This is a genomic window from Micromonospora sp. NPDC002575, from assembly GCF_042889525.1.
Lineage (GTDB): Bacteria > Actinomycetota > Actinomycetes > Mycobacteriales > Micromonosporaceae > Micromonospora > Micromonospora carbonacea.
In genome coordinates this window covers 173,593-189,253 of sequence record NZ_JBIARA010000011.1, presented here as the reverse complement: position 1 = coordinate 189,253, position 15,661 = coordinate 173,593, and the positions used below count along the sequence as shown (strand labels likewise).

General features: G+C 72.5%; 14 protein-coding genes and 1 riboswitch. Of the genes, 6 read left to right on the top strand and 8 right to left on the bottom strand.

Annotated features, from left to right (window positions below; genetic code table 11):
- Positions 1-13: 13 nt before the first annotated feature.
- A complete protein-coding gene (locus ACFYWL_RS18325) occupies positions 14-646 on the bottom strand; it encodes an acyltransferase (RefSeq protein ID WP_386974010.1) in 633 nt (210 codons plus the stop codon).
- The gene (locus ACFYWL_RS18320) at positions 643-1,833 is read right to left on the bottom strand and encodes a glycosyltransferase family 4 protein (RefSeq protein WP_386974008.1); all 1,191 of its coding nucleotides are present in this window, start codon (positions 1,831-1,833) and stop codon (positions 643-645) included. Before ACFYWL_RS18320 ends, ACFYWL_RS18325 begins: the two co-directional genes overlap by 4 nt.
- A gap of 305 nt (positions 1,834-2,138) precedes the next feature.
- Between ACFYWL_RS18320 and ACFYWL_RS18315 the strand changes: the two genes are divergently transcribed.
- The gene (locus ACFYWL_RS18315) at positions 2,139-2,846 is read left to right on the top strand and encodes a UDP-N-acetylglucosamine acyltransferase (protein WP_386974005.1); all 708 of its coding nucleotides are present in this window, start codon (positions 2,139-2,141) and stop codon (positions 2,844-2,846) included.
- A 143-nt stretch (positions 2,847-2,989) separates the two neighbouring features.
- Here ACFYWL_RS18315 and ACFYWL_RS18310 read toward each other — a convergent pair whose 3' ends face one another.
- Both ACFYWL_RS18310 and ACFYWL_RS18305 read right to left on the bottom strand, forming a co-directional pair.
- Positions 2,990-3,925, bottom strand: coding sequence for an NAD-dependent epimerase/dehydratase family protein (locus ACFYWL_RS18310; protein ID WP_386974003.1), 936 nt, complete (start codon positions 3,923-3,925; stop codon positions 2,990-2,992).
- 27 nt (positions 3,926-3,952) lie between these two features.
- A complete protein-coding gene (locus ACFYWL_RS18305) occupies positions 3,953-5,098 on the bottom strand; it encodes a DegT/DnrJ/EryC1/StrS family aminotransferase (protein ID WP_386974000.1) in 1,146 nt (381 codons plus the stop codon).
- A gap of 130 nt (positions 5,099-5,228) precedes the next feature.
- Between ACFYWL_RS18305 and lhgO the strand changes: the two genes are divergently transcribed.
- On the top strand, positions 5,229-6,425 hold the full coding sequence (lhgO, locus tag ACFYWL_RS18300; RefSeq protein WP_386973998.1) for an L-2-hydroxyglutarate oxidase: 1,197 nt from the start codon (positions 5,229-5,231) through the stop codon (positions 6,423-6,425).
- 76 nt (positions 6,426-6,501) lie between these two features.
- Here lhgO and ACFYWL_RS18295 read toward each other — a convergent pair whose 3' ends face one another.
- Positions 6,502-7,137 carry a TetR/AcrR family transcriptional regulator gene (locus tag ACFYWL_RS18295; protein ID WP_386973995.1) on the bottom strand — a complete coding sequence of 212 codons (636 nt, stop codon included), beginning with the start codon at positions 7,135-7,137 and terminating at the stop codon, positions 6,502-6,504.
- 224 nt (positions 7,138-7,361) lie between these two features.
- Here ACFYWL_RS18295 and ACFYWL_RS18290 point away from each other — a divergent pair, with 224 nt between their 5' ends.
- The 4 genes from ACFYWL_RS18290 (at position 7,362) to ACFYWL_RS18275 (ending at position 12,459) form a co-directional block, all read left to right on the top strand.
- Complete coding sequence (locus ACFYWL_RS18290; protein ID WP_386973993.1) at positions 7,362-8,258, top strand: ABC transporter permease; 897 nt, start codon at positions 7,362-7,364, stop codon at positions 8,256-8,258.
- Positions 8,251-9,072, top strand: coding sequence for an ABC transporter ATP-binding protein (locus ACFYWL_RS18285; RefSeq protein ID WP_386973990.1), 822 nt, complete (start codon positions 8,251-8,253; stop codon positions 9,070-9,072). Before ACFYWL_RS18290 ends, ACFYWL_RS18285 begins: the two co-directional genes overlap by 8 nt.
- A 144-nt stretch (positions 9,073-9,216) precedes the next feature.
- Positions 9,217-10,716, top strand: coding sequence for a D-ribitol-5-phosphate cytidylyltransferase (locus tag ACFYWL_RS18280; RefSeq protein WP_386973988.1), 1,500 nt, complete (start codon positions 9,217-9,219; stop codon positions 10,714-10,716).
- A 42-nt stretch (positions 10,717-10,758) separates the two neighbouring features.
- Positions 10,759-12,459, top strand: a complete 1,701-nt coding sequence (locus ACFYWL_RS18275) for a CDP-glycerol glycerophosphotransferase family protein (RefSeq protein WP_386973986.1) — start codon at positions 10,759-10,761, stop codon at positions 12,457-12,459.
- Between the two features lie 16 nt (positions 12,460-12,475).
- Here the strand turns inward: ACFYWL_RS18275 and ACFYWL_RS18270 are convergent, their stop codons facing one another.
- The 3 genes from ACFYWL_RS18270 to ACFYWL_RS18260 form a co-directional block, all read right to left on the bottom strand.
- Positions 12,476-12,979 carry a hypothetical protein gene (locus ACFYWL_RS18270; protein ID WP_386974188.1) on the bottom strand — a complete coding sequence of 168 codons (504 nt, stop codon included), beginning with the start codon at positions 12,977-12,979 and terminating at the stop codon, positions 12,476-12,478.
- 38 nt (positions 12,980-13,017) lie between these two features.
- Positions 13,018-14,115 carry a helix-turn-helix domain-containing protein gene (locus ACFYWL_RS18265; RefSeq protein ID WP_386973984.1) on the bottom strand — a complete coding sequence of 366 codons (1,098 nt, stop codon included), beginning with the start codon at positions 14,113-14,115 and terminating at the stop codon, positions 13,018-13,020.
- 161 nt (positions 14,116-14,276) lie between these two features.
- Positions 14,277-15,152, bottom strand: coding sequence for a C39 family peptidase (locus tag ACFYWL_RS18260; protein WP_386973983.1), 876 nt, complete (start codon positions 15,150-15,152; stop codon positions 14,277-14,279).
- 219 nt (positions 15,153-15,371) lie between these two features.
- Positions 15,372-15,514, bottom strand: a riboswitch (cyclic di-AMP (ydaO/yuaA leader).
- Positions 15,515-15,661: the final 147 nt, after the last annotated feature.

Here is a 15,661-nt window from a genome sequence, read left to right as displayed (position 1 = left end):
GTTGAGGGGTTGGTCACTGCCCAGTGCGGCGCCGGGCGGGCGAGCCCCAGCCGGGGGCCTCCCCACGCGCCTGTGCCTCGGCACGCAGGGCGGCGTTCTCGGCGCGGACCCGCTCGGCCTCGGCCCTGAGGTAGTCCTCGTCGTAGCGCTGGAAGACCCGCGCGGGGTTGCCCGACACCAGACTGTAGGCCGGGACGTCTTTCGTCACGACAGACAGCGGGTTAACGGTGGCACAATCGCCGATGGTGACGCCCATCATGATCACGCTGTTGCCGCCGATGAAGCAGCCCTTGCCGATCTTCACGGGCTTGCGCTCGATCAGGTCGCTGCCGGAGTGGTTCTCCAGCATCATGTTCGCCAGCCAGCTGGAGTGGGTGAACACCAGGCAGTTGAGCCCGATGCTGGTGTGGTCGCCGATCTCCAGGCCGCCGCTGGCGTCCAGGACGGTGTTCTCCCCGATCCAGCAGTGCTCGCCCATGACCAGGTTCTCCGGGCTGACGATCTTCGTCCGCTCCCGGATCCGGGTGGTCTCGGGCAGGCCGAGGTACCGGGCCCGCTCGACGTCGTTGAGCAGCCCGCCGACGAAGCCGTCGAGGATGCCGGTGCGCAGCCGGTTGCTGCGCTCGTCGTCGGAGAACACGCTCATGCCCGTTCCTTCACCATCCGGTCGAACGCCGCCAGGTGCTGGCGGGTGACCACGTCCAGCGTGAAGTGCGAGTAGACCAGGTCGCGCTGGCGCTTGGCGATCCACTCCCGCTCCTCCGGGTCGTCGAACAGCCGGATCACGGCGTCCGCGAGGTCGGCCGGGTCGTCCGGCCGGACCAGCACGAAGTTCTCCCAGTTACGCAGGTGCACGGCCGGGAAGTTGGTCTCGGTCACCGTGCCGATCGTCGCCCGGCCGGCGGCCATCGCCTCGAGGCTGGCGGTGCCGAACCCGCCGCCCTGCAGGTCGTGGGCCACCACGTCGGCGGCGGCCAAGTAGGCCGGCACCTCGGCCGACGAGACGACCCCGGTGCTGATGACGGCGTCGGCGACGCCGAGCTCCGCGGCCCGCTTGGCGTACGCGTCGTAGTAGACCCGGCCGATGACCAGCACCCGCGTGTCGGGGTGCTTGGCCAGGATGGTCGGCAGCGCCTCGACCAGGGCGAGCCGGTCGCGCAGCGGGATGACGTGCCCGAGCGAGACGATCAGCGGCGCGTCACCGATGCCGTGCCGAGCGCGCACGTCCAGCTCCGGCGTGCCGTCGAAGCGGCTCGGCTCGACCGCCACCGGGATGTACTCGAAGTCGGCCGTGGTCGCGCCGTAACGCTGCGCGCAGTAGCGGGCGGCCAGCTCGTCCATGATGACGTAGCGGGGGTGGAACCGCCGGATGAGCGGCCTGACGAGGAACCGGTCCAGCAGCCGGAACAGGGCCGCGTACTTCGGATCCGGGCTCTCCAGGCGGGTGTGGATGGACAGCAGCACCGGGGTCCGGTGGCGGCGCGCGTACTGACCGGAGATCCAGCTCAGGTCGAAGAACTGCCCGTGCTGGTGGATCACGTCGGGGGCGAACTCGGTCAGCAGCCGGGACATCCGCCGCAGGTTGCCGGGCCGGGCCAGGGCGAAGGCCATGTCGAAGTCGATGGAGAGGCCGAGCTTCGGCATCGGCATCGCGGGCAGCCGGACCACCCGGTAACCGTCCCGCTCCTCCTCGGCCGGCGTGCCCCGGTAGGCGGCCGTCAACACCAGCACCTCGTGGCCGGCGGCGGCGTAGCGTTCCGCCAGCGCCGCGGAGAGGTGGGAGCTTCCGCCGGGACGGGGCGGGAAGAAGTTGTTGACGACCGCGATCCGCACAGTGGCAACTCCATGTCGGCGTCGGGTGGGGGCGGGGGTGGTCCGGCCCACCGGTGGGATCGTACGGGCACGCCGGGGGATCCGCCGGGAGGCGACGCCGGCCTACGCTACCGCAGCGCCCCGCGCCGCAGTAACGACGCCCCACGCCACCACGCCGCACCGCGACGAGGCGAACACCGGGAGTCACCGCCGACCGTCGGCCGGACCGCGGGCCGGTGGCCCGGCATCCGGTAGGCTCTCCGACCGGCACCGGCCCGGGGACCGCCGGCAGCCCTCGGCCGACATCTCCTGCGGAGCGGACAAGCATGGCGAACAGCATCCACCCGACCGCCGTCGTCGGGGCCGAGGTGGAGTTCGGCGACGACAACGTCGTCGGGCCGTACAGCGTGATCGTGGGACCGGCGCGGATCGGCAACGGCAACTGGATCGGCCCGCACGTGGTCATCGGCACGCCGGCCGAGTACCGCGGTGGCCCCCATCCGCGGGCGTGGGACTCCGACGGTGCTCGCGCGGGTGCCGGCGTGGTGATCGGCGACAACAACACCATCCGCGAGTTCTCGACGGTGCACCAGGGCGTCCAGGAGACCACCGAGCTGGGCGACGACTGTTACCTGCTGTCCCGCAGCCAGGTCGGGCACGACTGCGTGCTACGCGACGGGGTGACCCTGGCCGCCGCCGTGCAGCTCGGTGGGCACACCCAGGTCTGGTCCTGGGCCAATCTCGGCCTCGGGACGGTGGTCCACCAGCGTGGGCACATCGGCCCGGGCGCGATGGTCGGCATGGGCTCGGCGGTGCGCCGCACGGTCGAGCCGTTCACCATCACCGTCGGCAACCCGGCGCGGGCCACGGGGGCGAACCGGGTCGGCCTGTCGCGGCGGGGCTGCGCGGAGGACGTGGTCGACGCCTTCGAGTTGTACCTCAAGGGCCGCGCCGAGTTGCCGACGGGCCTGCCGGACGAGGTGGCCGCCGAGCTGGCCGCGTGGAGCAAGAGCATCGCCCTGGAGAAGGGGTGACGGCTCGCTGCGGGACCGTCATCGGCATGAGCAGCTTCGAGGTCGCCCTCGACATGCTGCGGGGCGTCGACGGCTGACGCGCATCGCGGGGGCGGACGCCGGGCCGGAGCCGGCACCCGCCCCCGGGCGTCACGCGGGATCGCTCAGGCGGTCGGCGTCGAGTTGCGGACCAGCTCGTGCATGCCCTCCTCGACGGTGATCCGCGGCTCCCAGCCGAGCACCTCGCGGGCCCGGGTGATGTCGGCCGCCCGTCGGCTGACCAGCACGTCGCGCGGGTTGAAGATGGGCTCGACGTCCGCGCCCACCGCCTGGATCAGGATCTTGGTGAGCTGGGCGATAGAGGTGTCCACGCCGGTGCCGATGTTGACCGGCAGGTTGTCCCGCTCCGACTCCAGGGCGGCGACGACGCCCCGGGCCAGGTCGGTGACGTGGATGAAGTCCATCGACTGCTCGCCCTTGCCGTCGATGATCGGGGCCTGGCCGGCGCGCAGCCGCTGGATGAAGGTGTTGATGACGCTGGTGTAGTACGCCTCGATCTTCTGGCCGGGGCCGTACACGTTGAAGAAGCGCAGCGCCACCCAGGACAGCCCCTTGCTGCGCTGGTAGAAGCCGAGCAGGTCCTCGCCCGCGCGCTTGGAGATGCAGTACGGGGTGAGCGGGTCCAGCGGGTCGTCCTCGTGCATCGGCAGCTTCTTCGGGTCGCCGTAGACCGACGCGGAGGAGGCGAAGACGAGCCGCTGCACGCCGTGGTCGGCGGCGGCGGCGAAGACGTTGTTGTTGCCGACCATGTTGATGTCGATCGACTCGTACGGGTCGGCCTGGCTCTTGTTGATCGACACGGTGGCGAAGTGGATGACGTGGGTGCACCCCTTCATCGCGTTGTGCACCGCGCCGCCGTAGCGCACGTCCTGCTCGACCAGCTCCACCCTGCCGGTCCTGACCAGCTCGTCGACGCGGGCCCGGTCGCCCCGCGCCATGTTGTCGAGGATGCGGACCTCGTAGCCCTTGTCGAGCAGCAGCGGGATGACGTGCAGGCCGATGAAGCCCGCGCCGCCGGTGATGAGGACCTTCTTGGTCATTGCGGATCAGTTCCCTTCTCAGGCGGGTCAGCGACCGGCGGCGACCGCGGTGACGACCTCGCGCACGGTCGCGGCGACCCGGTCGACCTGCTCGTCGGTCAGGTTGGCGTGCATCGGGATCGCCAGGTGCCGGGCGAAGACGTCGGCCGACACCGGGCAGGGGTGCGCCGGCTCGCCGTACAGCGGCTGCGCGTGGGAGGCGTACGTGCCGAAGTTGCACTGCACGCCGCGCTGGCGCAGCCGGGCGGCCACCGCGCCCCGGTCCACCGAGGGGTCGAGGGTGAGGATGTACGCCTGCCAGGGGTGCTCCCGGTCCGGCAGCTCGGCCGGCACGGTGACCAGGTCGACGTCCTTGAGCAGCTCGCCGTAGCGGGCGGCGATGCGCCGCTTGGTGGCGATCAGGTCGGGCAGCCGGTCGAGCTGGGCGAGCATGATCGCGGCGGCGACGTCGGAGAGCCGGTAGTTGTAGCCCAGCTCGTCGAAGGTGGGCACGGGCAGGTCGGTGGAGGCGGCCCGGGTGAGCGCGCCCTCGATGCCGTACGTGTGCAGCTTGCGGGCGTGGGCGACCAGGTCCGCCCGGTCGGAGGTGAGCGCGCCGCCCTCGCCGGCGGTGATGCCCTTGCGGCCGTGGAAGCTGAACGCGGCCACGTCGGCGAGGCTGCCGGCGGGCCGGCCCTTGTAGGTGGCGCCGGCTGCGCACGCGGCGTCCTCGACCAGGAACAGCCCGTGCCGGTCGGCGATGGCCCGCAGCTCGTCGTAGTCGGCGGGCTGGCCGGCGACGTCGACGGCGACGATCCCGGCGGTGCGGGGGGTGATCGCGGCCTCGACGGCGGCCGGGTCCACGGTCCAGATGTCGGGGCGCACGTCGGCGAAGACGGGCTTAGCACCCGCCCACATCACGGCGTGCCCGGTGGCCGGGAAGGTGTAGTCGGCGACGACGACCTCGTCGCCGCGGCCGGCACCCAGGGTGAGCAGGGCCAGGTGCAGGGCAGAGCCGCAGTTGTTCGTGGCGAGCGCGTGGGCGGTGCCGGTGGCGGCGGCGAAGCGCTCCTCGAAGCGGCGGCAGGTGGGCCCGGCGCCGGCCAGCCAGCCGGAGGCGAAGACCTCGGCGATCGCCGCGAGCTCCGCTTCACCGACGGTGGGTTGGCCGAGCGCGATGACGTCGTCTGACATGAGGCTCCCTAGAAGACGGACCCGGTGAGTGTAGGCACCCCCGGCGGGCGGCCACGAATCGGGCACGCCGGGCGCTGGTTACCATCGGTGGTCGCCTGGCGGAGGCGGCCACCGGGCAGGGGAGAGCGAGATGACGAGGTTCGTGGTCGTCGGCGGCGGCATCGTCGGCCTGGCGGTCGCCCACCGGCTGGTGACCGACCGCCCGGGCGACTCCGTCACGGTGCTGGAGAAGGAGGCCGGCTGGGCGGCGCACCAGACCGGCCACAACTCCGGCGTGATCCACGCCGGGGTCTACTACCGGCCGGGCAGCCTCAAGGCCACCCTGTGCAAGGCCGGCAGCGCGTCGATGGTCGAGTTCTGCGCGGCGCACGGGCTGCCGTACGAGGTCTGCGGCAAGCTGATCGTCGCCACCGACGCCGCGGAGCTGCCCCGCCTGCACGCGCTGCACGAGCGGGCCGTCGCCAACGGCCTGCCGGTGCGGCTGGTCGATGCGGCCGAGGCCGCCGAGCACGAGCCGCATGTGGCGGCGGTCGCCGCCCTGCACGTGGCCTCGACGGGCATCGTCGACTACGGCGCGGTCTGCCGGAAGCTGGCGGAGCTGCTCGCCGCCGCCGGGGCGGACCTGCGCACCCGCGCCGAGGTGACGGGGGTGGCCGACCGGCCGGAGGGCGTGGTGGTGACCACCACGGCCGGCGAGGTGGTCGCGGACGTGCTGATCAACTGCGCTGGCCTGCACGCCGACCGGATCGCCCGGCTGGCCGGGGTGCCGACGCCGGTGCGGATCGTGCCGTTCCGGGGCGAGTACTACGAACTGACCCCGCAGCGGCGCGGCCTGGTGCGGGGGCTGGTCTATCCGGTGCCGGACCCGCAGTTCCCATTCCTCGGGGTGCACCTGACGAAGATGATCGACGGCAGCGTGCACGCCGGCCCGAACGCGGTGCTGGCCACCGCGCGGGAGGGCTACTCGTGGGGGCGGTTCAGCCCGCGCGACGTCTGGGACGAGCTGACGTACCGGGGGCTGTGGGCGCTGGGCCGGCGGCACTTCCGGTACGGGCTGACCGAGGTGGCCCGGTCGCTGTCGAAGGCGAGGTTCGCGGCGAGCCTGGCGCGGCTGGTGCCGGAGCTGACGCCGGCCGACATCGTCCGGGCCGGCGCGGGGGTGCGGGCGCAGGCGATCCTGCCCGACGGGGGCCTGGTCGACGACTTCCTGATCGTGGAGGCGGACCGGCAGGTGCACGTGCTCAACGCACCCTCCCCCGCCGCGACCAGCTCGCTGGAGATCGCCCGGCACATCGTGTCCCGGCTGCCGGTGGACACCGCTCGCTGAGGCGACCAGTCGCGCGGGCGCGGCGGGCCCGGGCGGGCGGGCAGGCGTCAGGCGGGCGGGACGACCGGCGGGCGGCTCAGGCGGGGGCGGCGTCGCGCTGCCTCGGCACGGCCCCGGCCGCGCCGAGGCCGGTGGCGACGGCCTCCACCAGCGCGTCGAGGTACGCCTCGGTCGGCATGGTGCGGGTGATCGCCAGCCGCCAGTACAGCGGCCCGACGATCAGGTCCACGGCGGCGCCGGGCTCGGTGTCGACGGGCAGCTCGCCGCGGGCGACGGCGCGGGCGACGAGCGCCCCGCCGACCTCCTGCTGCTTGGCCCGCAGCGCCGCCTGTAGGGTCTCGTCGATCTCGGGGTTGCGGGCGGCCTCGGCCAGCAGGTCGGGCACGATCTGCGCGGCCAGGGGGTGGCTCAGGGCGTGTGCGAGCACCCGCAGCAGCAGGCCGAGGTCGCCGCGCAGGCTGCCGGTGTCCAGCGCCGGAAGCTTGCTGCCGGCGGCGGTGCCGACGACCTCGACGACCAGTTCCAGCTTGGAGCTCCACCGCCGGTAGATCGCGGTCTTGCTGACCCCGGCCCGGCGGGCGACGGCCTCGATGGAGAGCCGGCCGTAGCCGACGGCGGCCAGCTCCTGCATCAGCGCGCGCCGGATGGCCGTGGTGATCTCGCCCCGCAGCACCGCCGCGCCGGCCGGCGCGCGCCTCTTCTCGGTGGTCACGGCAGACTCTTCTCGGGCGTCACGGCAGACCCTCCTCGGCTGTCACGTGGGACAATGTACCGCAACGACGGTACGGTTGCGTCCCGACGTAGTTATGGACTACCTTCCACGCAGCGACGAGGCGGCGCTCCACGCACCGGCCGCCGGCGAACCCGTCGTCGCGCCCATCCCGTTGGAACAACAGACGCACCCCGCTGGCACGACAAGATCGGAGCGCCCATCCCATGGCCAACACCGCGCTGGCCGACCCCGACGCCGGCCTGACCCAGGCGCAACTGGCCGCCCGGTACGGGCTACGGGTCGCCGGCGAGCGGCCGTCCCTGGCGGAGTACACCCGCCGCCTGTGGGCGTACCGGCACTTCATCGCCGCGTACTCGAACGCCAAGCTGGTCGCCTCGTTCAGCAACGCCCGGCTCGGGCAGCTCTGGCAGGTGCTCACCCCGCTGACGAACGCGGCGGTCTACTACCTGATCTTCGGCCTGGTGCTGGAGCAGAAGAGCATCCCGAACTTCATCGCGTACCTCACCACCGGGCTGTTCATCTTCAACTTCACCCAGACCGCCGCGCAGCAGGGCACCCAGGCGATCACCGGCAACCTGGGGCTGATCCGGGCGCTGCACTTCCCCCGGGCCTGCCTGCCGCTGGCCGCCATGCTCACCCAGTTCCAGCAGCTCATGGCCTCGCTGGTGGTGCTGGTGGGCATCGTGCTGGTCACCGGCGAGCCGCTCACCGTCGAGTGGCTGCTGCTCGTGCCGATCGTGCTGCTCCAGGCGCTGTTCAACGCCGGGCTCACCATGGCGGTGGCCCGGATGGGCTCGAAGGTCGCCGACCTCAAGCAGGTCATGCCGTTCCTGCTGCGCACCTGGATGTACGGCTCCGGCGTGCTCTACAGCGTCGCGCTGTTCGAGGAGAACCTGCCGGGCTGGGCGACCCGGATCGTCGAGGCGAACCCGATGCTGGTCTACATCGAGCTGGCCCGGCACGCGCTGCTGGAGGGGGCGCCGCTGCTCAACTCCTCCATGCTCCAGGCGTGGTCGTACGCGGTCGGCTGGGCGGTCGTGATGGGCGTGGGTGGTTTCATCTACTTCTGGCGGGGCGAACAGGAGTACGGCCGTGGCTGAGCACATCGAGGCGTCCAACGACGTCACCGTGACGCTGCCCAGGATCGTCGAGCGCATCCCGACCGTGGTGGTCGACGACGCGCACGTGATCTACCGGGTGCACAAGGGCGCGTCGGCCGGCACCAGCCCGGTGGCCGCCCTGAAGCGGATCGTGTCCCGCACGTCCGCGCCGAACATCCGGGAGGTGCACGCGGTCAGGGGCGTCAGCTTCACCGCGTACCGGGGCGAGGCGATCGGGCTGATCGGCAGCAACGGCTCCGGCAAGTCCACCCTGCTGCGGGCCATCGCCGGCCTGCTGCCGGTCAACCGGGGCGCGGTCTACACCCAGGGGCAGCCGTCGCTGCTCGGCGTCAACGCCGCCCTGCTCAACGACCTGCCGGGCGAGCGCAACGTCACCCTGGGCTGCCTCGCCATGGGCATGCAGCCGGCCGACGTGGCGCGGCTCGCCCCGGAGATCATCGAGTTCTCCGGGATCAACGAGCGCGGCGACTTCGCCTCGCTGCCGATGCGGACGTACTCCTCCGGCATGGCCGCCCGGCTGCGCTTCTCCATCGCGGCGGCGAAGAAGCACGACGTCCTGCTGATCGACGAGGCCCTGGCCACCGGCGACAAGGGCTTCCGCAAGCGCAGCGAGCAGCGGGTGCGGGAGCTGCGGGAGGGCGCGGGCACGGTGTTCCTGGTCAGCCACCAGCTCTCCTCGGTGCGGGACACCTGCGAACGGACGATCTGGCTGGAATCGGGCGTGCTGCGGATGGACGGCCCGACCGACGAGGTGCTGCGCGCGTACGAGGACTTCTCCAACAACAAGAAGTAAGGTTGCGGCATCCGTACGGTGTCGTGCGGGTGTCTTCCCCACCGCGTCGTCCCTGGGGGGCGGCGCGGTGGTTGCGTTAAGGTTCACCCGGCCGCCGTGCGGCCGTCACCCCCTGTTCGCAAACCGTGAGAGTGAGGATCGGCAATGACGCAGGACCACACCACTGGCCCGGACGCCACACCGGAGACCCCGGCGCCGTGGCGGCCCTCGCGGACGGTGGCGGTGGTGCTGGCGGGCGGCACCGGGACCCGGCTCGGCCTCGGCATCCCCAAGCAGCTGCTGAAGATCGCCGGCAAGCCGATCATCGAGCACACCCTGGCGGTCTTCGAGGCGGCCCCCGAGATCGACGAGATCATCGTGCTGATGGCCGACGGGCACGTCCCCGACGCCCAGCAGATCGTCGACAAGGCCGGCTTCCGCAAGGTCAGCAAGGTCATCGCCGGCGGCGACACGCGCAACGCCACCACCCGCATCGCGCTGGACGCGGTCGGCGAGGGCGACGTCAACATCCTCTTCCACGACGCGGTGCGCCCGCTGCTCAGCGGCCGGATCGTCCGGGAGTGCGTCAACGCGCTCTGGACGTACTCGGCGGTCGACGTGGCGATCCCGTCGGCCGACACGATCATCCAGGTCGACGACAACGACTGCATCACCGACATCCCGGTGCGCTCCACGCTGCGCCGGGGCCAGACCCCGCAGGCGTTCCGGTCCGGCACGATCCGCGAGGCGTACCGGATCGCCGCCGACGACCCCGACTTCGCCGCCACCGACGACTGCGGCGTCGTGCTGCGCTACCTGCCGGGCACCCCGATCAAGGTGATCGACGGCTCGGACGAGAACATCAAGGTCACCCACCCGGTCGACGTCCACCTGGCGGACAAGCTGTTCCAGCTCGCCGCCGCGCAGGCCCCCCGGCTCACCGACCGGGGCTACACGGAGGAGCTGACCGGCCGCACGATCGTCGTGTTCGGGGGCAGCTACGGCATCGGCCACGAGCTGACCGAGCTGGCCCGCCGCCACGGCGCGCAGGTCTTCCCGTTCAGCCGCTCCACCACGCGCACCCATGTGGAGCGCGCCGAGGACGTCGAGGCCGCGCTGAAGACCGCCTTCGAGGCCACCGGCCGGATCGACCACGTGGTCGTCACCGCCGGCATCCTGGAGAAGGGCGAGCTGGCCGAGATGGACCAGGAGACCATGGACCGGGTCCTGCACGTCAACTTCGTCGGCCCGGTCACCATCGCCCGGCAGTCGCTGCCGTACCTCCAGCAGACCAAGGGCCAGCTGCTGCTCTACACCTCCAGCTCGTACACCCGGGGCCGGGCCCGCTACGCGCTCTACTCGGCCACCAAGGCCGCCCTGGTCAACCTCACGCAGGCGCTGTCCGACGAGTGGGCCGAGTTCGGCGTACGGGTCAACTGCATCAACCCGGAGCGCACCGCCACGCCGATGCGCACCAAGGCGTTCGGCGAGGAGCCGGAGCACACCCTGCTGGCCGCCGAGACCGTCGCCCAGTCGTCGCTGGACGTGCTGATCTCCGAGCTGACCGGGCAGGTCATCGACGTACGCCGGGCACCGGGCGAGCTGCCCGCCGCGAGCGTGCCCACCCAGCCCAGCCCGGCGTCCGCCCCGGCCACGGCCGGCTGAGGCGTCGACGGCCACCGCGACGGGCGAAGGAAGCGAAGCGACATGCGTGGTGACCTGGTCAGGAAGCTGGCCGCCCGGGTGGCGGCCACCGGCCTGGCGGTGCTGGCGTTCCTCACCCTCGCCCTGACCGGGGCGACGGGTTGGGGGCTGGCGCTCGCGGTGGCGGCCCTGGCCGCCGCCGGCTGGGAGCGGCGGGTCCGCCCGGCCGCCGACAGCACCGCCGAGGCGGTGCTGCTCGCCGCCGGCATCCTCGTCGGCTACTCGCGGCGCCTCGACGCCGGCTTCGACCCGGCGCTGGCGGCGACGGCCCTGGTGCTGCTGGGGCTGACGCTGCTGGTGGGGCCGCTGCGGCAGGCCGGCGACCTGGAGATCCGGGCGGCGAACCTGCCCGTGCGGTCGTGGACCCCGCTGGTCGCGGCCCGGCTGGGCGACGCCCTGCTGGCGCTGCTCGCCGCGGTGGCGCTGGCCGCCGCCCTGGCGCTGCCGGCGGCGGTGGCCCTGCTGGCGGCCCTCGCCGTCGGCGCGGGGGCCGGGGCGGTCGCGGCGGACCTGGCGAGGCGGCGGTTCCGGCCCGGGGCGGGCGGCTCGGCGGTGGCCCGGGCGCTGCGCGCGCACCGGCCGGAGTTCCTGCTGCACTTCTCCGCCCCGCCCGGGTCGGAATACCAGGTCACCATGTGGCTGCCGTACCTGGAGCGGATCGGCCGGCCGTTCTTCGTGATGGTGCGCGAGCCGGAGTTCCTGGCCCCGATCGCCGCGGCCACCACCGCGCCGGTGGTCTACTGCCCGACGCTGAAGGCGATGGACGAGGCGCTGGTGCCGGGCCTGAAGGTGGCGTTCTACGTCAACCACGGGGCGAAGAACAGCCACTGCATCCGGTTCTCGCAGCTCACCCACGTGCAGATCCACCACGGCGACAGCGACAAGGCCCCGAGCGCCAACCCGGTGACGGCGCTGTTCGACCGCAACTTCGTGGCCGGGCGGGCCGCGATCGACCGGTACGCCCGCGCCGGGGTGGACATCCCGGCGGAGAAGTTCGTCGTGGTCGGCCGCCCGCAGGTCGAGTCGATCGAGGTACGCCGCGCGCCGGCCACCGGCCTGGCGAACCCGACGGTGCTCTACACCCCGACCTGGACGGGGCACCACGCCGACGCCAACTACTGCTCGCTGCCGGTGGGCGAGACGATCGTACGAGGGCTGCTGGCCCGGGGCGCGACGGTGATCCTGCGCGCCCACCCGTACACGGGGCAGAACCCGGCGTCGGCGCGGCAGCTCGCCCGGCTCACGGAGCTGCTGGCGGCGGACCGGGCCCGCACCGGGCGGCAGCACGTCTTCGGGGCGGCGGCCAGCCGCGAGCTGTCCCTGGTCGACTGCGTCAACCGCTCCGACGCGCTCGTCTCGGACGTCTCCGGGGTCATCTCCGACTACCTCTACTCCGGCAAGCCGTACGCGGTGACGGACATGGCCGGCGACGGCGACCGGTTCGTCGAGCGGTTCCCGCTGGCCGGCTCGGGCTACGTGCTGCGGCGCGACGCGGGCAACCTCGACGAGGTGCTCGGCCTGCTGCTGGACACCGACCCGAAGGCGGCGGCCCGCTGGGGCACCCGGGCACACTACCTGGGCGACTTCCCGGCCGAGTCGTACGCCGAGGCGTTCCTGGCGGCGGCCCGCCGGGAGCTGGAGCCGGGCTGGAACCCGCCGACCCCGCGCGCCGCCGACGCGATGACCCACTCCCCCACCGCCTGAGCGTCCCGCCCGTCGGTCACAGCAGGTTGTGCCGGCGGGCGAACGCGGGAAACTCCGACCCGGAGCAGGGCAGGCGGGCGCCCGTCGCTCGCAGCCCCTCGATGAGGCTGCCTGCAGCCGCCTCGGTCTGCTTACCCGCACGGCACGCTCCCGCGAGGAGCCAGATGGTGCCGTGCACGCGTGCCCGGTTCTTGCGGGCGACCCTCGTAGCGTCCCGATCATCCGTTATCGCAATGCCTCCTCGCAGCTCAGCCGCAGCGAAGACGGACGCCTCGCCGAGGTTCCGCTCCGTGGCGCCCAGCAACGAGGTCCATCTCGTGAAGCACCGGATCTCATCGAGCGTGTCCAGGCGGGCGACACCCAGCCAATCCGCCTCACACGCCACCGCCAGCTCGGGCCGCATGGCCGAGCCCATCCGGAGCTCCTCGATCACCACCTGCGTTGTCCAGCACTCCGCGTCGATCAGCAGGTCGTGCAGGACGTCGAGCCGGTCGGCGAGAGTGAAGTGGCTAAGCACCATGGTGTCCACTACCAGGACGGGCGTCTGGGGCGGCCGGATCACGGCTCGATCTCCAGGTCGTCGTCGTCCGGCAGGTCGGGCTCGGTGATCTGGCCGTGCATCAGCTCGACAGCCCTGGTTCGGGTGATGCGGCCGGTCCGCAACGCCCCCATCACCGCGTGCGCGTAGGTCGGCGGCACCCGCACCGATGCGAGGTCCGGCTGCGGAACCCAGCCCAGAGCCTCCATGAACTCGGCCCGGGTGGGCCGGTTCTGGCTCCAGAGCCGCCGGGTCGACGCATCGATGGCCTTTGCCTGCTCCGCCTGCCGCAGAGCCAGCAACCAGGAGGTACGGTACCGAGCCGCGTAGCCCACCAGCTGGTCCCGGGTCATCCGGTCGGCATTCCGCGCGGCTGCGAGCACCTGGACGGGCAGCAGCAGCTCCGCTGCGAAGGCGTCGATGGCGGACTCTCGGTGCGTCCGCGAGGCGCTGACACCCAGATCGCTGGAGTATTCGTCGCCAATGATCAGATGGCCCAGTTCGTGCGCGGCCGTCGCCCGGCGGCGACCAGGATCGCCCGAGGTGCTCACCACCGCGACGGCGAGGTCAGCCTCGATCAGCGACGCCCCGTCGCCGGGTAGATTGGTCACCAGCGTCCACTGGCCGGCACGTTCGCAGACCTCGACGATGCTGTCGATCGGCCCATCGTCGATCCCGCACTCTCGCCTGAGCCACTGCGCTGCCTGCCTGGCCTGGTCCTCGGCGGTGACCGTGCCCGGGTAGCGGAGCGGTGGACGGGTCCGCAACACGCCGAGCCCCACGAGTTGCCGTACGTCGCGAAGCCACTCGACGAGGGCGATCTCCAGGCGTTCGGCGGCACGGGCGGCGTCGGTGCCAACCTCCTCGGTCACCGGCGCGGCCCGCCGGGACAGCACAGCCGGCCGTGGCTCGATCAGGTAGTCCATCGACACCCGCAGCACGCGCGACAGTCGCGCCAGTTCGAGGCCATCCAGCCGGCGGGTGCCAGCCTCGACCTTGGCCAGCATGGTGCGGTCGAGGCCCACCGCGCTGGCCAGGTCCTGCTGTGACAGCCCCAGGGACAGCCGGGCGTGCCGCACCTGCTCGCCGACGGAGCACCACTCCTGGTCATCAGCCATAGTGCGATAATCGCACACCCGGGCGTCGGAACGGGCCAGTGCACGAGACCCTCCGGCCGACCGGGAATTGCCGCTTCACCCGCCCGCCCCGGCCTCCCCGGAGACGGCACCGGCCCCGGCTCCCTTCGGAAGGGAGCCGGGGCCGGCGGGGGGAGGGCGTGTCAGGCCGAGTAGCCCCGCGTCGCGGCCCAATGGGCCAGGGATGCGGTGCTGATCCAGTACGCCGGGACGGCCGGGTCCGCCGAGTCGGCGATCCGCACGGTGCGCCCGGAGTCGCGGTAGCCGACGACGGCGATGTAGTGGCCGCCGGGGAAGGAGTGCCAGCCGCCGTCGACGTCGGTGGCGTCGCCGGCGATGTTGACCACGACGCCACGCCCGGCGCTGACCGCCTTCACCACGTCGGCCCGGAGCCGCTCCGCCTCCGCCGAGGTGGCGGCGCCGCCGGGGATCAGCCGGGTCCGGTACGGCTCACCCTTGACCATCTCGTTGAGCACCCGAGTGGTGTCGTAGGCCGAGTTGGTGCCCATCTCGGTGGTGCCGAGACGTGCGGCCAGGTCGTCCTGGGCGCCGTCGACGCCGGTGGCGGAGAGCGCGTTGCGCACCGCCGCCGGGCCGCAGTAGTAGTAGGTGCTCTGGGCCTCGTAGTCGTAGTCGAGGACCTTGGACGAGGGCGGCTTCGGGGCCGCCGGCTTCGCCGTGGTCTTCTTCGGCGTCGCCGAGGCGGTCAGGTCGGGGTTCGGGGTGGCCGAGGTGGCGCTCGGCGACGGGGTGGCGCTGGGCGGGGCAGCGGCCGAGAGCGGCGCGGCGATCCGGGCCTGGGCGCGGCTGGCCGCGTCGTCGAGCCGGGGCGCCACCTCGGTCACGGCGGCGCTGGTGGCCTGCTGCGGGGCGGGGGCGTCGTCGGCGGCGGCGAGCAGCGCACCGGTGCCGGACGCCAGCAGGAGCGCCGCGGCGGAGCCGGCGACGACCTGGTAGGGGCGTTCCGTGGCGAGTCGCCGCAGGTGCCGCTTGAGCTGATCGTTCACGTGTTCCTCCACGGGGCGGGGGCGGAAGCGGAGGCCCCGGGCGCGCGTCGGCGCACGGCGGCACGGACGTGTCCGCGGCCGATGGGGTCCGCTTTCTGGGGCGCCCGCTCAGGCGGGCGTACGAGAAGGGGTGCGACGGTCAGTGCGCCGGCTCGACGGCGGCGGACGCGAGCACCGGGCTCCGTGGTGGAGGAACAACCCGGGGGGTGGGTTCGTGCTGCACGAGGATGGAACTCCTTCCGACACCGCCTACCGGGTTAGCTGACGGATTCGGGCGGGAAGATCGCCCTACCGCAGGCCGTGGCCCGCGGATTCACCCCGGACGTGCAATGGGTCCCCGGTTCGTGATGGTCACGATTGAGCGGGTCGGCGCGGCGTCGCCTGTTGCGATCGGGTACCGCACCGGACGGGCCGACACTACTGGCCGACGGAAGCCCTGCCAACCCCCCGCCACCTGCTTAAACATCCAACGGCCGGCAAATTTACGGGCCATTCGGATACTGACGTGACTCAATGGGACT

Coding starts and splice junctions, on each gene's coding strand:
- ACFYWL_RS18270 (WP_386974188.1), bottom strand. CDS start 12,979: ATGGTGCTTAGCCACTTCACTCTCGCCGACCGGCTCGACGTCCTGCAC.
- ACFYWL_RS18265 (WP_386973984.1), bottom strand. CDS start 14,115: ATGGCTGATGACCAGGAGTGGTGCTCCGTCGGCGAGCAGGTGCGGCAC.
- ACFYWL_RS18310 (WP_386974003.1), bottom strand. CDS start 3,925: ATGACCAAGAAGGTCCTCATCACCGGCGGCGCGGGCTTCATCGGCCTG.
- lhgO (WP_386973998.1), top strand. CDS start 5,229: ATGACGAGGTTCGTGGTCGTCGGCGGCGGCATCGTCGGCCTGGCGGTC.
- ACFYWL_RS18325 (WP_386974010.1), bottom strand. CDS start 646: ATGAGCGTGTTCTCCGACGACGAGCGCAGCAACCGGCTGCGCACCGGC.
- ACFYWL_RS18280 (WP_386973988.1), top strand. CDS start 9,217: ATGACGCAGGACCACACCACTGGCCCGGACGCCACACCGGAGACCCCG.
- ACFYWL_RS18305 (WP_386974000.1), bottom strand. CDS start 5,098: ATGTCAGACGACGTCATCGCGCTCGGCCAACCCACCGTCGGTGAAGCG.
- ACFYWL_RS18290 (WP_386973993.1), top strand. CDS start 7,362: ATGGCCAACACCGCGCTGGCCGACCCCGACGCCGGCCTGACCCAGGCG.
- ACFYWL_RS18275 (WP_386973986.1), top strand. CDS start 10,759: ATGCGTGGTGACCTGGTCAGGAAGCTGGCCGCCCGGGTGGCGGCCACC.
- ACFYWL_RS18315 (WP_386974005.1), top strand. CDS start 2,139: ATGGCGAACAGCATCCACCCGACCGCCGTCGTCGGGGCCGAGGTGGAG.